Source organism: Rothia sp. P100 (assembly GCF_023712425.1).
GTDB classification, from domain to species: Bacteria; Actinomycetota; Actinomycetes; order Actinomycetales; family Micrococcaceae; genus Rothia; species Rothia endophytica.
The window spans coordinates 322,046-340,796 of sequence record NZ_JAMAYG010000001.1; the positions used below are offsets into that span (position 1 = coordinate 322,046).

Consider the following 18,751-nt stretch of genomic DNA (forward strand, 5'->3'; position numbering starts at 1 on the left):
CACAAGCGACAGCTAGAAAAGTGGATAAGTGGTGCGGACCAATAAAATGATTACCGCCACATTGGGACTAAATGAGGCTTAGCCCGAATAGTTAAGCGCCGACAGGCTGGATTCAATGCGAGTCCAACCATTACCAGCCACGATGAAAAGCGTGCCCGTTTTATTAGTAGCAACCACCTGGTCAACACCGTTACCTGTCACTATATGCTCAATGTCGGGCAGGTTGTCATATCGAGTGCTTTGACCGGTCAATGAGACTATCTCGGTTTCAGCTGTAGTGGTATTCCAAAGAATTACGTCCTCATCACTCACCCACTCCACACCGTCAGGGCTGATGTCGGCGCCCACCTGAACTGGATCTAACAACCCCAGCGGCACCCCGTCTTCAGCCCGGCGAATCGCTGAAATCCAAGCCGAAGTAGCACCATCAGTTGAGGTCACCAAAGCAACACGGGCACCGTCACGCGCTACCGCTAACGACAAAAGCGTCTGACCGTGCAGCCATGTTTCAAGTGTTCTGGGCTCAGCTCCCCGCTGGCCCGCAGCTAAGGTCAGCACACTGCCGTCCTCTTGAGCGATCCACAGCCAGTTCTGATGATCATAGCTCGGCTGAAGAATACCTACCCCCCTGTGCACCACTTGAGCTTCTGAAAGGGTAGCTAACCACAGCTCAGATCTGTCAGCAGCCGTAAAGCTAAAGGAAGTGCGGCTGTAGTTCATCGCGGGCTGAGCTGGGGCAACGCCATTTTGCGCAAAAACTAAACTCTGGTTCTCACTCGCAGACAAATTATCGCGCATCACCAAGCGGTTATTCTCAACTCCCAGCACAAATGGAGGCACTTCAGCGTTAATTGCCGGCTCCCGGTAATTTTCAAGATCCTGAGTATTAATCACCTGATTATTAATGCTCAGCTGGGTTGAGGTAATAGAAGCTATGTTTGAGAGAGTCTGGGTGAGCTGCGTCCGCAGACGTTCCAAATCGAGTGCACTCGCAGACTGCAGAGAGGGCCCGCCTGACAGCTGAACGTCCGCTCTGCCGTTTTCCACCGTCACTGAATTTCGGGCCAAAGTGGTGTTAGGAGGGATCGCTGTGATCACACCACCTTCAAGATAAGGCGCCGGGCCTTCCAGCAAAACCTTCACGAGAGACGTTGCGACGGTAGGGCGTTCTACGAACCAGCGCACATCAGGCACAGCCTGAGTAAAGGTTGGATCGTAGAAGTAGAGGGTGAAAGGGCTGAAAACCTCACCAAACTCAGTTCTACTCAAGACAGTTCCATCTGGAGCAGTAGCAACCCGCCACTCCCCCTCTACCTGCTGAAGAGTAAACTCAAGTTCATTTTCTGTAGCTTCGGTATAGGAGGTAGCAAGCCCCCTACCGTCTACAAGAGTGGAGGTTGGGACGGTTACCATGAAGGTATCCTGCCCAGTTTCTTCGGTTATAACCGACGAGTTATAGATGAGGGTCTGCCCGTCAGGTCTCCAGGATTCAGCCAGAGATTCAGTGAGGAAAAGACGGGCAACACTGTAATCATCGTTAGCCCCAACCCCGGCGTGCAGGAACCCATCGATAATTTCAGCAGGTGTAGCCCCCGGCACCGGCCCAGCGGGAGTGTCGATGGCTTCGGTAGGTGAAGCCGTATTCCGAGGGTCAGCGTAATGGTTTACTTCTCCATCGGTCGGAATCGCAGCGCAGCCTGTTAGAGCGGCTGCCGCTGAGACAAAAGATGCCGATAGGAGGTCTCTACGGTTAAGAGGTCGCATTGAGGTGTTGCTCCTGCTCTATTCCTAATCGATGGGCGGAGGTGTCAGCCCCAAGCTCAGCTTCAACGGGTGAAGGGGTGGGGTGCCCGCTAATGAGAACGGGTGAAGTCCCCATTGCTCCGCCTTCTTTCAGGGGAATGGTCATGCGGAAGCAGGCCCCCTGCCCCTTAATACCCCAGGCCTCAAGGGTTCCCTGGTGCAGACGGACATCCTCGGCAGCAATCGATAGCCCCAGCCCAGTTCCACCCAGCGTCCTCTTACGGGACGTATCTCCTCGCCAGAACCTGTTAAAGACCTGATCCGTTTCTTCCGGGCTCAGACCTATGCCGTGGTCACGCACCGCAACACCCAAAGCGGTGTCGGTAGCATCAATATAAATATCGATGGGCTTACCCTCACTGTGCTCCACAGCGTTGAAGAGGAGGTTACGCATGACGCGTTCGATACGGCGATGGTCCATATCCACCATCATCTCAGAGTGATTGGTGTGGACGGTCAACTCGGTGCCCGTACGCTGCAGGTGCGGCTCGACCGTCTTGAGCACTTCGCTGAGAACGGCCATGAAGTCCACTGAAACGGGATCAAGGGTCTGGCTGCCCGCATCAAAGCGTGAAATCTCCAGCAAGTCTGCCAGCAGGTTATCAAAGCGATCTACCTGGTCATAGAGCAATTCGGTAGAGCGCTTATAAATGGGTTCCATGTTGTCTCGGCTATCGTGCAGCATCTCTGCTGCCATACGGACCGTGGTGAGCGGCGTGCGAAGCTCGTGGGAAACATCGGAGACAAAACGCTGCTGCATAGTGGACAGCGTCTCTAGGCGAGAAATCTGGTTCTGAAGTGAGTCAGCCATGCGGTTGAAGGACATGCCAAGCCTGGCTGTTTCGTGTTCACCGCGTACCAGAACACGCTGGTCCAAGTTACCAGCAGCAAGCTTTTCTGCCGTAATCGCAGTGGAACTGATAGGACGAATCACGGTTCGGGAAATGGCCCACACAATTGAAAGAACCACCAGAAGCAGAATACCGAAACCAATCCACACCACAACGTTGATGTAATTCACCGTGTTTTGAGAAGAAGACAAATCGTAGACCAGGTAAAAAGCGTAATCAGGGTTCTGTGGAATTGAAATCTTAGTACCCACCACCAAGGTAGGAACCGTCCTTCCGTCCGCCCCTACACTTGCCGAAGACTGCCAGTAAATACCCCGCCCAGAGCTCACCGTTTGCGCTAGTTCCTCCGGGATATCGGCAGCTGTTGTGTTACCGGATTGGCTTTGCTCCGAGACGAAGCCCTGTGTGGTGGCGTTGATATCTTGCAGGAGCACCCACTCACGGTTGCGATCCGCGCTGGTGGTTTCCAGCACCGTCAAGAACCGGGCAACGTCCCGCTGAATTTCAGTACGACCGGTAGCATCAGAAGCATTCAGCAAGGTTTGGACGTTGCTGAAGCCGCTCGATGATTCCTCTAAAGCTTGCTCTAGGTTGCCTCGGAACAGAGAGTTAGCAATCTGGTGGGAAATAAAGGACCCAACAAACATGAAGGAGATAAGGAGCAGTAGGGCAGCAGTGAGAACAGCGCGAAACTGAAGGGATTGCTGCCACATTTTTCTAAGACGGTGAAGGGGCCGCCCCAGCCAGTGGAAGCGACCCCGCTCAGCGTCCGAGGTACCCAGGGAGAGAGCCACCGTTTAGCGTGCCCCGTGTGCGGCAGCCTTGTAGCCCACGCCTCGCACGGTGAGCACAATCTCGGGATTCTCTGGGTCCTTCTCAATTTTGGCTCGCAAGCGCTGAATATGAACATTAACCAGACGAGAATCTACGGTTTTTTCATAGCCCCAGACATTCCCTAGCAGGGTCTCACGAGTCATCACCTGCCCCGGCTGGCGAGCAAGGTTAGCAAGCAAATCAAACTCCAGCGGAGTGAGGGAAATATTCTCACCGTCGCGTGAAACGGTATGGCCGGCGAGATCAATGTGAAGGGCACCCACGCGGATTGGCTCATTGAAACGTTCTTCTCGCGGGCGAAGGCGGGCACGGACTCGGGCCAACAATTCTGCGGGCTTAAAAGGTTTAGTGATGTAGTCATCTGCACCAGCTTCTAGGCCCTTCACTACATCTTCGGTGTCACCCTTAGCGGTGAGCATGATGATGGGGACATCTGATTCAGCACGAATTTGCGTACACACCTCAATTCCGTCCATACCGGGGAGCATGAAATCCAGGAGAATCAGATCAGGTTGATGAGTGATAAAAGATTCCAGGGCGCGATCGCCAGCGTCACAAAAGACAGCGTCGTAACCTTCCTGGGCTAGGACGATTCCCACCATCTCTGCCAGGGCATCATCATCATCAACGACGAGAATGGTTGCGTTCACGGGGCGCTCCTTCGAAATTCAAGATAGATCAGCTACCAGTCTAACCGGTGTCTCCTCATCTGCCGCTGTAGACCAGCTCCTAAGCGTCCTGGGCAATTTCTGAGAGGGCGCGGGCGGTCTCCGTTAGATGCCCCAGCACGGTTGTGGCAACTTCTGGGCTCTGCTCTTCTAAACCTGGTAGATCGGTAAGAGTGATACTGCTCAGCAGGTTCTTGGCTAAACCAACATCTCTCCAGCGAACCCAGAGATCACCTGCTATCTCCCCCACCGGCAGGCGTGTACGCGGTGAGACAGTCTCCAAGAGAGGGCGGGCTCCCGCTTCTACCATCCTGGCTACCAGCTCCCAGTCGCGGGTCGGGCGACCGGAGAGGTTAAGCACCGGAGCCGTGAGCACTGCTTGGATTTCTGGGTGCAGTTCAAGGACGTTGCTACGCACCAGCACGTTGACTCCTAACCCCTCCGCGTAGCGGTGAATTTTAGCCAGGGTTTCGACGGCCTCATGCCGCCTCAGTGCCCTCACCGTTGAATACCCACTCGATGTCTTGATAGCACCGGCGAGGACGGCGGGAAGCAACGGTTCATCGAACTGTAAGCTTAAGTGCAACCCGGGGGCAGCCTGCTTTAATCGCTCCACCAGTGATTCAAGACCTGCAAGAAGAGAGTCGCATATGTCCCTGCGGGCCCCGTAATCAATCAGGACCAGCTCCCCGTTGGTCAGGTAGGTACTGGCAGCAAGGCTAAAGGGCCCCAGTAGCCGCACCTTAAGCCCGCCCTCGGGGTTTTTCTCTTTCCCCACAACATCAGCAAGAGCATTGATATCTGAGGCTAAAACGGTCTGTGCAAGATTGCCTTCTTTGGCGAACCCCTCCGTGATACGCCAGCCGCTAGCCGTGACATCAGCAGTCAGCCCCTCAAGGCAGGCCAGGGTGCGCCCCAGAGCCGTGGCATGAAAGCCTCGGTCAGCCAGTTCAGGTAAGAAACTAAGGTGCGGGGCACCCAGCTCCCCCCGTACTCGGCTGACAGCGTCCACCATGTTCACCCCGCCCCAGCCGCCTAGACCGGTTGCGCGTACCAAGAGGTGCTGTTCAAAGGTCAGGGCTTGTTCAGTATCTCTGCGAAGCGCAAGCATCTCAGTGTCTGTAGGCAGGTAAAGTGCAGGGAGCTGTTTCACAGGTTTCAGCTGACCTTTCAGTTGAGATTAGGGCTCATTAATTTCGGCTGCAATTCGCTCATGGTGGCGGATTACCTCAGAAATAATAAAGTTCAGAAACTTCTCTGCGAATTCAGGATCAAGATGAGCTGCCTGCGCCAGGCCGCGCAGACGCTTAATCTGAGCCTCTTCCCGCCCCGGGTCCCCCGCCGGCAAACTGTTCTCAGCCTTCAGATGTCCTACCCGCTGGGTAGCACGAAAGCGTTCAGCCAAAATGTGTACCAGAGCAGCATCCATATTATCGATGGTCTGCCGCATGGTGAACAGCTCTTCTAGCACTCCAGGGGCAACACCCGTCATAGAAGTTGCTCGGGTATCAAAATTCTCGTGAGCGCTCAGCTCATCAGGGTCTGTACTCATGTTGCTCATCATTCCAGTCTAAAAATTCCCGGCTCTTTGGGTACATCTATTAGGATAAGTTCCCACCTACTGAAACAGTGAGGACGCTGTGGTGCCCGTTTACGCCCCGGCAGAAGATGGAGACTATGCCAGTTCCCTATCATCAAGCAGTAATGTCAGCACGGTCCAGTGAGTAGGCACGGGCTATGGTTGACTGGCCCAGAACGCGGGTGCCCTGGTAAATCACCATGGTCTGCCCCGGAGCTACGCCGCGGAGCTTCTGGTTCAGGCGAACCACGGTTTCAAGTCGGAGAGCGCCGGGGGTCTCTGCCTCATCGTCCAGCACCCAGACCAAGTGAGCGGTTGAAGCAACCGGGTCTGCGTGGGCACGCACCTGGGCTTCCACCTCAAAGTCAGCACTGCGAGCGCCCTCTACTGGCTTTTGGGCCAGGAAGTCGGCGGCTTCGGCGATGGGGACACCGGCCCATGTTTCACGGATGCCGCGGATCTCATCGATTTCGAGCATGTCCCGACCACCCACAATCACCTCGTTAGTTTTGGGACGAATTTCCAGCACAAAGCGGGGCTTGCCGTCTGCGGCTGGGTGCCCGATAGCCAGCCCCTTACGCTGACCTACGGTGAAGGCTTGGGAACCGCGGTGGGTGCCCAAAAGGTTGCCCTCAGTATCTTTGATGTTGCCCTGAGTCATGGTGATGTGTTCTTCGAGCCATTCGCGGGTATCACCCTCTGGTATAAAGCAGATGTCGTAAGAGTCTGGTTTCTTGGCCACGGAGAAGCCTCGCTGGGCTGCTTCGGCACGCACCTCGTCCTTGGAGGGTGTATCGGCTAGCGGGAACCAGGCGTGACGTAGCTGTTCGTGGGTGAGGACGCCCAACACGTAGGACTGATCTTTCGCCCAAGTGGCGGCGCGGTGCAGTTCGCGGTTGCCCTCTGCATCGGTGATAACCTTTGCATAATGGCCGGTGACTACGGCATCAAAACCTAGGGCAACTGCCTTTTCCAGCAGGGCTGCGAACTTAATTTTTTCGTTGCAACGCATGCAGGGGTTGGGAGTGCGGCCGTGTTCGTATTCGCTGATGAAGTCATCAACCACGTCTTCTTTAAAGCGTTCTGAGAAGTCCCAGACGTAAAAGGGGATGCCTAGCTGGTCACAGACTCGGCGGGCGTCCATGGAATCCTCGATAGTGCAGCAACCTCGACTGCCGGTGCGCAGGGTCCCGGGCATACGGGAGAGCGCTAGGTGCACGCCAACCACCTCGTGACCAGCTTCAACGGCGCGGGCTGCGGCAACAGCGGAGTCTACCCCGCCGCTCATAGCTGCCAGTATTTTCATAGTCTTCTCAATCCTTGGGTGCGGTGGTCTCTTTACTTGAGCAACCACCGGCAGGGTCTACATATTTCGTGAGTTTGCTTGCTCTTAGGCTAGTTCCAGCGACCAGCATCTGGGGTATGGTCTGCCATACCGGCTTTCTTTGCCTGGGCCCATGCTGCGGGTAGGGCCGCTAGCAGGGCATCGACATCGGCTTCGGTGCTGGTGTGGCCCAAGGTGAAACGCTGGGCACCACGGGCCTCATATTCGGTGAGCCCCATCGCCAGAAGGACGTGGGAGGGGCGGGGTACCCCCGCATTACAGGCTGAGCCCGTGGAACTTTCAATTCCAGCCATATCCAGCAAGAAGAGCAGGGAGTCGCCTTCGCAGCCGGGGAAGGTGAAGTGGGCGTTGCCGGGGAGCCTACCCGCACCGTCTACTGTCTGCTCGGGGGTCTCAAGCGGTGCACCCCGCAGAGTCACTTCAGGAATAGCTGCCAGGACTCCCTCCACCAGACGGTTGCGTAGCTGAGCTAGACGCTGGCCCTCCTGCTTCAGGTTCTGACCAACCCACTTAGCGGCTTCACCAAAACCTGCGATGGAGGCGGCATCGATGGTGCCTGAACGTACCGAACGCTCCTGCCCGCCCCCGTGCAAGACGGGAGTCAGCCCAGTAGCTCGGGTAGCGATGAGAGCACCAACACCCATGGGACCACCGATCTTATGGGCGGAAATAGCCATGGTGCTCACTCCGCTTGCACGGAAGTTAAGAGGGAGAGTGCCAAAAGCTTGAACAGCATCGGTATGGAAAGGGATGCCGTATTCAGCCGCGACTGCCGCTAGTTGCGAGACCGGTTGTACGGTACCCACCTCGTTATTAGCCCACATCACCGTGACCAGGGCTACCGTTTCTGGGTGATCGCCTATTGCTTCTCTGAGAGTTTCGGGAGCAATTCGTCCATCACCATCCGGTTGTAGCCAGGTCAGTTCAGCGTTCTCATGCTTTTCTAGCCATTCTGCCGCATCTCCTACCGCGTGGTGTTCCACCGCTGAGAGGATAATGCGCACCGTCTGAGGGTTGGCTTCGCGGCGCTTCCAGTAGAGACCCTTAACCGCCAAGTTATCTGCCTCCGTGCCACCGGAGGTAAAAATGACCTCGGCTGAGTCACAGCCAGCCAGACCAGCAATCTGCTCTCGCGCGTACTCAACGGTGGCACGAGCACGCCGCCCAGCAGAATGCAGGGACGAAGGGTTGCCGCCGGCACGCATCTGCTCGGTCACCGCTTCTATCACTGCAGGCAAGACATCGGTGGTAGCAGCGTGATCCATATAAACGCGTGGCATAGGCTTCCTTTCGTGCCGACTCAAGTACAGCCTTTCATCTTACCCGCCCATTCCCCCGGCCGTGTATGGGCTGGTTCACGAAAAACCCCCACGGCTTCTGCGTAAACTGGTGGGGTGTTCAAGATTCTTTTTTATACCCCCGAGATCCCCGGCAACACCGGCAACGCGATTCGTCTAGCCGCCATCACCGGTGCCGAGCTTCACCTGGTCAAACCCCTAGGCTTTAACTTTGAGGACGCCAACCTGCGCCGAGCCGGTCTGGATTATCACGACCTAGCCGTGATGACCGTCCACGAAACCCTGGAGGACGCCTGGACAGCCCTTACCCCTGCCCGCGTCTTTGCCTTTACCACCACGGCCAGCACTAACTTTGCCAGTATCGAATACCACGAGGGGGATGTGCTCATGTTCGGCCCCGAATCGGTGGGGCTACCCGAGGCAGTGCAGAACGATGAGCACATCACCGAGCGCGTTAAAATCCCTATGGTTCCGGGGCGCCGCTCGCTCAATCTAGCCAATAGCGCCTCTATCGCAATTTACGAAGCATGGCGACAGCACGGGTTTCCCGGCGGCGCAATCTAGAGTCTAAGAGCCTTAGAAGTTACTGGCTACAACGAAGCGGGGTAGGTTTCACCTAACAGTGAGGCCCACCCCGCATCGTTATATCTCTTAGCCGGCGTCCCTGCTATCGCCCAGGGTTACATCGACGTCCTGAATTGAGCCATTTCGGTTGACGGTCAAACTCACCTTGCTCCCAGCTGCCGCTTCCCGCACAGCGGCGGTAAGCTCAGTGGCTTCGCTAATGGAACGGCCGTCGACAGCAACCACGACATCCCCGTTGCGGAGCCCCGCGAGGTCAGCTGCACCGCCACTGACCACTTCCTGAATCAGGGCTCCGTCACCGAATGCCTCAGACTGATCATTATTAGCTGGAGACGTTGAAACACTAGCCCCCAGCAAACCATGACTTGCAAATCCATTCTCAATGATTTCCTGAGAAACGCGCTTGGCGTAGTTAATAGGGATGGCGAAGCCTACGCCGATGTTGCCGCTACTTGAGCTGCCTGAATCGGTGGAAGCAATCGCCACGTTAATTCCGATGACTTCACCGTCAGCGTTGACCAAAGCACCTCCCGAATTACCGGGGTTAACCGCCGCATCGGTCTGAATAACATTGATTGAAATTGTTGAGTTGGTGCTACTCTGTGACTGCTGACCGGGCATCTCAAACTGGAAAGGGGAACTACCAAAAGGGTCCTGCTGAGCGCTAGAATCTGTCTGCTGCTCATCAACGGCAGATGATTCTACCTCGATGGTGCGCGCCAGGTTAGACACGATACCTGTGGTTACCGTGTTCTCTAACCCCAGAGGTGCACCAATAGCGATGGCTGTGTCACCCACGTTTAGGTTCCCCGAGTCTCCCAGGGAGGCCGGAGTGAGAGTCAGTCCCGAAACATCGTTGAGCTTGATGACTGCCAGGTCACTGGTTGGGTCAGTGCCCACAACACTGGCGGTACGAACCGAGCCATCGGAAAGCTGCACTTCGATCTCGGCTGATGCTGTCGCCCCATCAAGCGTTACCACGTGGGTGTTAGTGAGGATGTGCCCCTCATCATCAAGCACTACCCCAGAACCTGCCCCAGATTCACTCGTCGAAGCAGCCGAAATAGTCACCGTTGAGGAGGTGGCTTTAGCTGCAGCAGCCGTTACAGCGTTAACCGAATCGGTGTTGTTGACGATGGTAGTGCCACTGCTCAGAGAGGCGGTACCTGATGCGGTGGAAAAGTCACTGGCTGCGACCACAGCCCCACCGGCGCCACCGCCCAGCAGCGCTGACAGCAGGGCAACCGCGGTGAGGGTCTTAAAGCCGGGCTTCCTCTTTTGCGCTTGATTTTCGTAACCCGCATTAGCGCTATAGGGAGCTGCTGTAGCTTCGTAAGGGGCATTGGGGGCCGGTTGCGGTTGATAGGCACCAAATGAACCGTAAGCTGAACGCCCCTGGTCACCGGGGTAGGCCGTATTCAGCGGAACAGTTTGGTCCTGGTCAGCAGGTGCCGGGTTCGGCTCACTTTCCCCCTGCGGCTTCTGCGGTTTCTGGGGGTTCCAGGAATTCTCGGTCATGAGGTATGTCCTTCATCATCAATTCAGCGCCTCCGACCTCGTTGGCGCATGTTCGATTGCTTATTATTCTCCACGCATCTGGATTCACTGTGAAGATTAGCTGTGCTTTAACTGGGAGCCAGGTTTAGAGGAAAGCTCACTACTAAACCCATGCTCACCCCTAAAAATTGCTCGCCCTGTGCTCACCGCGAAAGGTTGGCCCCAGCAGGGCGCCATAGAGTGATTTACGCCCTATGATGAAAACAGAGCAATCTTCGGACCATTACACCAAGGGGAAATATGTTACGCACACGACTCACGAGTGCTTCACTACTCGCTGCTCTAGGGCTAGCCCTAGGCCCCGCCGCCTACGCTGAAGCACCGTTTGATTTAGATCCCGGTGTCCGTGTAGCCGATACCACCAGTTCCCTGGGCAATACCTCCAGTCTTGAAACTGATATCTCAAATCTTTCAAGCAGTCAGCGGGTTAATCTCTTTGTGGTGACGGTTGATAGCTTTGAGGCACCTTCCAGCTCCTCGGAATGGGCTAGTCGGTTCGCTGAGCTCAACAACTTTGGTGCCCAGGATGTTCTGTTAGTCATTGCTACCGAAGACCGCCAGGCCTACTTCATTGCCGGTGACACTTCGGTTCTTTCGAGGGACCAGCAAAACACCATCTATAACGATTACATCTACCCCAAACTCACCCAGCTTGACTTCCAGGGGGCTGCCGACGCCGCGGTCACAGGTATCGAAGAAACAGCGGGTTCAGGTGGCACTAGTGGATCTGCTGCCTCAAACTCGGATACCTCACGCGCAACCGAAGTGATGATAGGTGGCGGCACCTTGTTGGGCGTTGCCGCAGTAGCCGGCGGTGGCGCTCTGCTCTTGAGCCGTAGCCGTTCTGCCCGTAAGGGTCAGCGCACAGGAGGCGGCCGTACGGGCACCTCCTCTGCCCAGCAGCCTCCCCAGCCCAGTATCCAGCAACTGCGCCAGCAGGTCGGTGAGCTACTCGTTTCAACCGACGACGCTATTGCCCACTCCCTGCAAGAAGTTGAGTTTGCTCGCCTGCAGTACGGTGAAGATGCGGTAACCCCCTACCTGGCAGCTATTGAAGAAGCTAAGTCTCACATGCAGCGATCTTTCCAATTGCAAAAACAGCTTGATGACGATATTCCCGATACCGAAGCCGATCAGCGTGCCTGGCTCAGCGAGATTATTGCTAGAACCCAAGACGCGCAGAAGGCGCTCAGCGAACAGGAAGACAGCTTCGCTAAGCTTCGTCAGCTGGAGCAAAATGCCCCGCAGGCTCTAGAGTCCCTAGCTACTGAAATTAAGCAAACAGAGCAGCTCTTCCCCGCAGCTCAACGCTCACTCACTACGATGACCGCAGCCTACGCCCCTAGCGCCTTCGCCACGGTGGCGGACAATATCGAAGAGGCTAAGGCCCGTCTTGAATTCGCCCGAAACACCGAGCAGGAAGCTGAAGAGCAGCTTGCTACCAATCGTAGTGGCGCCATCATCAAATTGCGTGCCGCTGAAGAGGCCCTGGGGCAAGCTAAGGGGCTTTTGGAGTCCATTGACCACGCGTCCAAAGACCTCGATGCAACGGCCGCGTCCCTCGACAGTGCTCTCATCATTGCCGACCGAGATGTAGCTCAGGCTAAGGAACTGGCTCGCAGCGGAGCCGGAAGCAGCAGCCAGTTGCAAGGTGCAGCAGCAGGAGTTGAAGCAGTGCTGGGCCAAATTCGGGCAGAACGCCATAAGGGACTAATTGACCCCTACCTTCTGAGCCAGCGCCTGCACGAAGTGCGCTCCGAACTGGACACCGCTTTAGGCTCTGTGCGTCAGATCCACGAACAGCAACAGTCAGCACGCCAGACACTGGGCCATGCCCTGGTTTCAGCCCAAGCCCAGGTATCTGCCGCGAGTGAATATGTGTGGGCTCGACGCGGCGGGGTGAAGGCAGAGGCTCGAACCCGTCTGCGTGAAGCTGAGCGTCACCTTCAAGAGGCGCAGCGACTGCAAACCTCAGACCCAGTGACCGCACTGGCTAACGCCAATGACGCTATTAGATTGGCCAACGAGGCCCAGAACATCGCCCGCAACGACGTCGATCACTTCAACAACAGCGGCTACGGTGGTCGCGGTGGTAGCAATGGCAACTTCAACTCAGCAATGCTGGGCGGCATTCTGCTGGGCACCTTGCTGGGCGGAAACAACAGTAGCGGTGGCTTTGGTGGAGGCAGCTGGGGTGGGGGCTCCTTCGGGGGTGGCTTCGGCGGAGGCGGCGGCTTTGGTGGAGGTGGCTTCGGCGGAGGTGGCTGGGGGTCAGGCGGCGGTGCCGGTGGTAACTTCTAACCAGCGCACTCCCCTAGATGCGAGGTCAAAGAATAACCAATTTCGCCCAGAACGTAGCATTAGATACCCCTAAGCCCTAGCCCAGGGGCGAGCGTCCTGAGACAATAAAACAAGTGGTCATGTGCCCGACGCCTGACCCGCAATACCCGAAAGGTAGATTCATGGCAAAGCAGACTATTTTTAGCCGCATCGCACAGCTTACCAAGGCAAACATTAACTCCTTGATCGATGCTGCAGAGGATCCTCAGAAGATGCTGGATCAGATGGTTCGTGATTACACCAACAACATTGCAGAGGCTGAGCAGGCTGTTGCTCAGACCATCGGCAATCTGCGTATGCTCGAAGAAGACCATGCAGAAGATACCCGTGAAGCGAGCGAATGGGGCTCAAAGGCTCTAGCTGCCTCTACCAAAGCTGATGAGTTCCGTGCTGCTGGTGACACCGCCAACGCTGATAAGTTCGACAACCTTGCGCGCATTGCCCTTAGTCGCCAGATGCAGGCAGAGAACGAAGCCTCAGCTATCGAACCTCAGATTCAGTCACAGACCGAAATCGTGGAGAAGCTGAAGGTTGGTTTGACTCAGATGAAGGAAAAGCTGGGCGAAATCTCACGCAAGCGCGATGAGCTTAACGCTCGCCAGAAATCTGCTGCTGCCCAGTCACAGGTGCACGATGCCCTCAAGTCTTTTGATGTTATGGACCCCACCAGCGAAATCTCCCGTTTTGAGGACAAGGTTCGCCGTGAGGAAGCTAAGGTTCGTGGGCAGCAGGAGCTCGCAGCATCCTCCCTGGACGCCCAGTTCAATGACCTGGAATCGCTGGGCCGTCAGGCCGAACTTGATGCACGACTCGCTGCTCTCAAAAACGGCAAGTAAGCTCACCAACTTTTAGCCTCCTCCTACTACAGGGCTAGAAGTTATCTAAGGGGCCAGGCACCACTGTTTGTGGCGCCTGGCCCCTTACTTTAAGCCCTGGCTGGCATCACTTGTCTGCCCACCCGTGGATTTGCCCGTTGACCCGATGGAACAGCATATCTAAAGCAACAAGGTTCGCCCCTTCAGGAATAATCATGTCCGCGTGACGTTTTGAAGGCTCGACGTGGAGCTCATGCATGGGCTTAACGGTGGCGAGATACTGGCTTTCAACCGACTCAATACTGCGGCCACGCTCAATGACATCTCTTCGTAGTCGACGCAGGATGCGTACATCTGCATCGGTATCAACGAAAATTTTGATATCGCACAGTTTTCGAATTTCTTCCTCAACGAAGATGAGAATGCCCTCAAGGATAATAATCCTCTGAGGCTGAACAATCATCGTTTCTTCTGAGCGATTATGGTCGGTGAAGTCATACACCGGAGTCTCAATAGTCTGACCGCCGATGAGAGCCTTGAGATGAGTGACCAGAAGATCATTATCGAAGGCTGTGGGGGCATCGTAGTTAAGTTCAGTACGCTCATCGTAGGTGAGGTGATCATTGCGCTTGTAGTAGTTATCGTGATAAATCACCCCTACCTGGCCGTTGAAGCGCTTAAGAAGTGAGTTGGTGAGCGTCGTCTTGCCGGAGCCGGTGCCGCCTGCAATACCAATAATGAGGGGTTTCATGAGTCTCTTCTGCCGATTGTGTGGAGAACTTCTTTAATTGTGACACGTTTATGACACCAGGGCGTGGAAGTCTTGGAGGGTTACCTATACACCCTCAGTTAACTTCTTTGCCCGCCAACCCAGGTTTTGTCCCCTATCTGACTAAATCCTGATTACATCATTAGAAAAATATTTACTTGATATGGAAACTTTATAAATCTTTTCTACTAGGTGCTTCATAAACTTAAACGCCATTTACTCTCCACAGGATAATTAATTGTGACCCTAAGCTAAGTTTTTTAATTCCAATAAGGCCCCCTCCTTTTGGGGACAAAAACCCGTATAGTAAATGGAAGCACGCGCCTGCCTTTCCCCCACGAAGGACCAACCATGATGAAATTCGAAAACTGGGTCAATGAAACCTTCGACTCCCCCTCCCTGAATCAGGCCTTCTCCCAACATTCATCTCATCAGAATCAGCTCAAGAAGCTGCAAAAGGCGCTGCACATGGCTGATTCACTCCTTGGCTGCGAGACTGTGTTAGAAATTGCCCCCGGGCGCTTTTCTGGCTTTGGCGATTCAGTTCTTTTCGTGACCAGCCAGCGTCTGCTGATTATTAAAAACAGCTTTCAATCCGGCCATTCAGTTTCGCTGAACTTCGATAGTCTTGAGAACGCACGCCTGTCCTACCAGCCACTGGCAGGCCATACTCTATCCCTAGACGGTGGTACTCACCGCTTTACACGCATCCCCGCTGATTTTGCCAACAGCTTACGTAAAGCACTCTTTGAAGAACAGAAAACGTTTTCCCGGATATTCCAGGCCGACTAAAACCTTTAAGATCGCTGTATACACGATATAGACCTGCAATCGGTGCCCCCCAGTACCGATTGCAGGTTTTTTTCGCCCTCATCGGCGCATATAGTTAAAAAGAAAAGCGCCTCACTTTCGTGAGACGCTTTTCGTCTTGGTTGCGGGGAGAGGATTTGAACCTCTGACCTCCGGGTTATGAGCCCGGCGAGCTACCGAACTGCTCCACCCCGCGGCGACTTATATAACTATACGCACCCCATAACCACTGCGCAAGTCGAGAGGCCTATTTGTGACCGACCCCTCAAAACATAGGGTATTAGCAGCAAGGGGCACCACCATCAGCAAAAAACCCAAAAGGGTGCTGCCCTCCCCCTTACGGGAGGGCAGCACCCTTGTGTTTAGCTCCAGCCCCCTCAATGAGCCAGGGGCCTGATCGCTAGCGGTCAGCCCCTGCGCTGGCAGTTGCCAGTGCCGAAGCGCTCGCACCATTTGCAGGCTGAGAAGCAACCGTGCCTTCAACACCGTCAGCCTCAAGAGCCCGCTGAAGAGCGTCATTCAGACGATTCTGAGCTTCACCATAGGCAGCCCAGTCACCATTCTTCATAGCCTCATCGGCATCTTCCATGGCGCTCTGAGCGTCCTCAAGAGCACCCTGCAGACCCTCAGCATCACTAGGAGCGGAGCTAGAAGAACCGGTATCAGTAGCTTCAGGGTCCATCGCCTGGGCAGCTTCAGCCTCATTCACACCGGCATCCGCGGCGGTTTCAGCGCCAGAAGAACCGCCAAAGAGCTCATTCAAGGCCTCATCAAGCGTGGGAGCGAACCCTACGTTTTCACCGAATCCGACCAGAACGCGGCGCAGTGACGGGTATGCTGCATCGCCAGATGACTGTACGTAAACAGGCTGGACGTAGAGAATACCGTCACCCACGGGCAGAGTCAGCAGGTTACCGTTGATCACCGATGATGCACCGGTACGCAGCAGGTTCAGCTCGGTAGAGACCGTGGTATCAGAGTCAAAGACGTTCTGAGCCTGCCCGGGGCCAGGGACAACTGACGAGCGGGGAAGCTCCAGCAAGGATAGCTTTCCGTAGTTCTCATGTTTCTCGCCGTCCTGACCAGTGCCAGCATCACCATTAGCAGACAAGAAGCCATACATGACGTTACGTGTGTTGCTATCTGACTGCTGCGGAATAAAGGAGGTAGTCAGCGAGAAGTTAGCTGAATCTTCCCCTGGCATCTGCAGAGATATGTAGTAAGGCGGCAGTGGCTGCCCACTGTCATTGGTGGGATCATTAGGAATAGACCACAGATCGTCACCGGCATAGAGGCTATTAGCCCGAGTCACGTGATAGGCGTTGAGCACCTCACGCTGAACCTTGAAGAGGTCCTGCGGGTAACGCACATGATCAATCAGTGAAGCGCTCATTTCGCTATAAGGCTTGACCGTCTCGGGGAATACCTTCTGCCAAGACTTCAGCACAGGGTCTTCGTCATCCCAGGCATAGAGGTTAACCGAACCATCGTAAGCATTGACCGTTGCCTTCACCGAGTTACGGATGTAGTTAACCCGCTCGTTGGGCAACGCCTGGGCAACACCGGTGGCAGTGTCAGAGTCAGCGGTTGCGTTATCAAGCTCAGCTGACTGGGAGTAGGGGTACTGGTTGCTGGTGGTGTAAGCATCAACAATCCAAACCACCTGATCGTCAACAATCGCAGGGTAAGGATTGCCATCCACAGTCAGGTAGGGAGCTACCTTCTGAACACGCTCAGAGGGGTTACGGTCGTAGAGAATCTGGGATTCAGGACGCACCGCATCAGAAAGCAGAATGTCAGATGACTGGTACTTGATAGCGTAGGCAAGACGGTTAAAGGGGTTACCGATGTTAGGCCCGCCGTTACCACTGAAGGTGTACTTGGCGTCCGTGCCGCTCTCATCGTCAGTGGTCTGGGGGCGGTCAAGCTCTAGCGGCTCATCCTCAGAGGTTCCACCAACAATGGAGTAGTCGGGGGATGACTCACCGAAGTAGATACGGGGCTCATAGCTCTCGCTAATCTCACCGGTTGCCTGGATACCGGACTGGATGAACTTGGGCTTGCCGTCGGCCTCTACCTGGTTGCCATAAGCTGCGATAACGCCGTAACCGTGGGTGTAGACCACATGCTGGTTAACCCAGGATGAACCGGAGTTCTGTGCAGGGTTCAGCTCACGGGCAGCAATAACGGTATCCGTGGGGGTGCCGTCAATATCGTAACGGTCCACTGAGAGGTTCTGCCCAAACTGGTAGTAGGGGCGGAACTGCTGCAACTGCGCGAAAGCTCCGGAAACCACGTTGGGATCGAGGAGGCGAATGTTCGAGATAGTCTCACTTTCACCCGATAGGGTGCCAGCGGCGGTGGAGGTTTTCGCGTCATAATTAGTGACCTCGATGGCATCCAGACCGTAAGCAGCGCGGGTAGCGTCAATATTGCGCTGGATGTAAGGTTCTTCAGCGGCCTGTTCGTTAGGTACCACCTGGAAACGCTGAACGATCCAGGGGTAGAGGCTACCAGCAACCAGCGAAGCAATAACCAGCACCGCAGTACCAATCATGGGAAGACGCCAATTACCGTTGATGGCTGTCACGACAAAGAGAACCGCGACCAACAGAGCCGCAATAGCGAGAATGGCCTTGACCGGAATGATGGAGTTTACGTCACTGTACATAGCGCCAGCCCAAGAACCGGACTGGTCCTGTGTAGCGTTGTAACGGTCCAGCCAGAGCACAGCGGCAGTCAGCAACAAGAAGATGCCTCCCAAAATAGCGAAGTGCTGGCGGAAGGCCTTAGTCGTAGTAATACCCTTTTCGTGTACCAGGATGCCACCGTAGAAGTAGTGCATAACCAGAGCCGCCATCGCTGAAAAAATGACGATAGTGCGCAGAATACCGGTCAACAGGTTCAGGAAGGGCAGGGTGAACATAAAGAAACCCAGATCAATACCGAACTCGGCATCGGTGGCACCGAAGCTTTCACCGTTGAAGAAAAGGAGAACGGTCTCCCACTGGGACATGGCCCCGGTACCAATAAAAGCACCCAGGAGTAGAGGCACTGCAATCAACAGCACCTTACGCATCGAATCAACGCTATCGCGGTAGCGTGCCATGTTCTGATTGAACATTTCTTGGAAATCAGCGTAGGGATCGGGCAAAGGGTTGCCATCAGCGTCAACCCTGGGGCCACGCTGTTGATAACGCTTAGGGTTGGGAGTTTGCAGTTCGCCGCGCTTGTAAGCGTAGAAGAGGCTTGCCCAAATCGCTAACCCTGAAATCAGAGCCACTCCAGCAAAAATGATAATGCGGGTGAGATTCTCAGTGATGAACACCTTGAGGTAGCCCAGCTGGTTGTACCAGAGGACGTCGGTGTATACCTGGCTAGCAAAAACAAAAACTACGATGGCAACCGCAACGATAGCGGCTGTCATCAAGAGGGGTTTATTTCTACGCCGAGGAGCGCGTGAAGAGGTGTTAGCGGTGCTTCCGGTACTCACACAT

At 55.2% G+C, this 18,751-nt stretch carries 14 protein-coding genes and 1 tRNA gene; 4 read left to right on the top strand and 11 right to left on the bottom strand.

The genetic code is table 11. From position 1 onward, the window contains the following. Window positions 1-78 precede the first annotated feature (78 nt). The 7 genes from M3668_RS01530 to M3668_RS01560 form a co-directional block, all read right to left on the bottom strand. Window positions 79-1,764 carry an LpqB family beta-propeller domain-containing protein gene (locus M3668_RS01530; protein WP_251379069.1) on the bottom strand — a complete coding sequence of 562 codons (1,686 nt, stop codon included), beginning with the start codon at window positions 1,762-1,764 and terminating at the stop codon, window positions 79-81. Next, complete coding sequence (gene mtrB / locus M3668_RS01535) at window positions 1,751-3,367, bottom strand: MtrAB system histidine kinase MtrB (RefSeq protein WP_251379070.1); 1,617 nt, start codon at window positions 3,365-3,367, stop codon at window positions 1,751-1,753. Before mtrB ends, M3668_RS01530 begins: the two co-directional genes overlap by 14 nt. Window positions 3,368-3,451: 84 nt before the next feature. Next, window positions 3,452-4,138: an MtrAB system response regulator MtrA gene (gene mtrA, locus M3668_RS01540; protein ID WP_251379071.1), complete on the bottom strand. Its 687-nt coding sequence runs from the start codon at window positions 4,136-4,138 to the stop codon at window positions 3,452-3,454. Between the two features lie 79 nt (window positions 4,139-4,217). After that, on the bottom strand, window positions 4,218-5,309 hold the full coding sequence (locus M3668_RS01545; RefSeq protein ID WP_251379072.1) for a uroporphyrinogen decarboxylase/cobalamine-independent methonine synthase family protein: 1,092 nt from the start codon (window positions 5,307-5,309) through the stop codon (window positions 4,218-4,220). 27 nt (window positions 5,310-5,336) lie between these two features. Further along, entirely contained in the window at window positions 5,337-5,708 is a 372-nt protein-coding gene (locus tag M3668_RS01550; RefSeq protein WP_251379073.1) for a chorismate mutase, read from the bottom strand. A 142-nt stretch (window positions 5,709-5,850) separates the two neighbouring features. Then, window positions 5,851-7,041, bottom strand: coding sequence for a tRNA 2-thiouridine(34) synthase MnmA (mnmA, locus tag M3668_RS01555; RefSeq protein ID WP_251379074.1), 1,191 nt, complete (start codon window positions 7,039-7,041; stop codon window positions 5,851-5,853). An 89-nt stretch (window positions 7,042-7,130) separates the two neighbouring features. Further along, window positions 7,131-8,360: a cysteine desulfurase family protein gene (locus M3668_RS01560; RefSeq protein WP_251379075.1), complete on the bottom strand. Its 1,230-nt coding sequence runs from the start codon at window positions 8,358-8,360 to the stop codon at window positions 7,131-7,133. A 114-nt stretch (window positions 8,361-8,474) separates the two neighbouring features. Between M3668_RS01560 and M3668_RS01565 the strand changes: the two genes are divergently transcribed. Next, window positions 8,475-8,942 (top strand): tRNA (cytidine(34)-2'-O)-methyltransferase, encoded by a 468-nt coding sequence (locus M3668_RS01565; RefSeq protein WP_251379076.1) that lies wholly within the window; start codon window positions 8,475-8,477, stop codon window positions 8,940-8,942. 87 nt (window positions 8,943-9,029) lie between these two features. On the opposite strand, the gene M3668_RS01570 is transcribed toward M3668_RS01565, so the two are convergent. After that, the gene (locus M3668_RS01570; protein ID WP_251379077.1) at window positions 9,030-10,481 is read right to left on the bottom strand and encodes a S1C family serine protease; all 1,452 of its coding nucleotides are present in this window, start codon (window positions 10,479-10,481) and stop codon (window positions 9,030-9,032) included. 279 nt (window positions 10,482-10,760) lie between these two features. Between M3668_RS01570 and M3668_RS01575 the strand changes: the two genes are divergently transcribed. After that, window positions 10,761-12,821, top strand: a complete 2,061-nt coding sequence (locus M3668_RS01575; protein ID WP_251379078.1) for a TPM domain-containing protein — start codon at window positions 10,761-10,763, stop codon at window positions 12,819-12,821. Window positions 12,822-12,982: 161 nt separating this feature from the next. Beyond that, on the top strand, window positions 12,983-13,696 hold the full coding sequence (locus M3668_RS01580; RefSeq protein ID WP_251379079.1) for a PspA/IM30 family protein: 714 nt from the start codon (window positions 12,983-12,985) through the stop codon (window positions 13,694-13,696). Between the two features lie 106 nt (window positions 13,697-13,802). On the opposite strand, the gene udk is transcribed toward M3668_RS01580, so the two are convergent. After that, complete coding sequence (gene udk / locus M3668_RS01585; RefSeq protein WP_251379080.1) at window positions 13,803-14,426, bottom strand: uridine kinase; 624 nt, start codon at window positions 14,424-14,426, stop codon at window positions 13,803-13,805. Window positions 14,427-14,795: 369 nt separating this feature from the next. Between udk and M3668_RS01590 the strand changes: the two genes are divergently transcribed. Continuing rightward, window positions 14,796-15,236 (top strand): hypothetical protein, encoded by a 441-nt coding sequence (locus M3668_RS01590; RefSeq protein ID WP_251379081.1) that lies wholly within the window; start codon window positions 14,796-14,798, stop codon window positions 15,234-15,236. 137 nt (window positions 15,237-15,373) lie between these two features. Here the strand turns inward: M3668_RS01590 and M3668_RS01595 are convergent. Both M3668_RS01595 and M3668_RS01600 read right to left on the bottom strand, forming a co-directional pair. Then, window positions 15,374-15,450 (bottom strand) — tRNA-Met (locus M3668_RS01595). Window positions 15,451-15,654: 204 nt separating this feature from the next. Further along, on the bottom strand, window positions 15,655-18,747 hold the full coding sequence (locus M3668_RS01600) for a UPF0182 family membrane protein (RefSeq protein ID WP_502948942.1): 3,093 nt from the start codon (window positions 18,745-18,747) through the stop codon (window positions 15,655-15,657). Window positions 18,748-18,751: the final 4 nt, after the last annotated feature.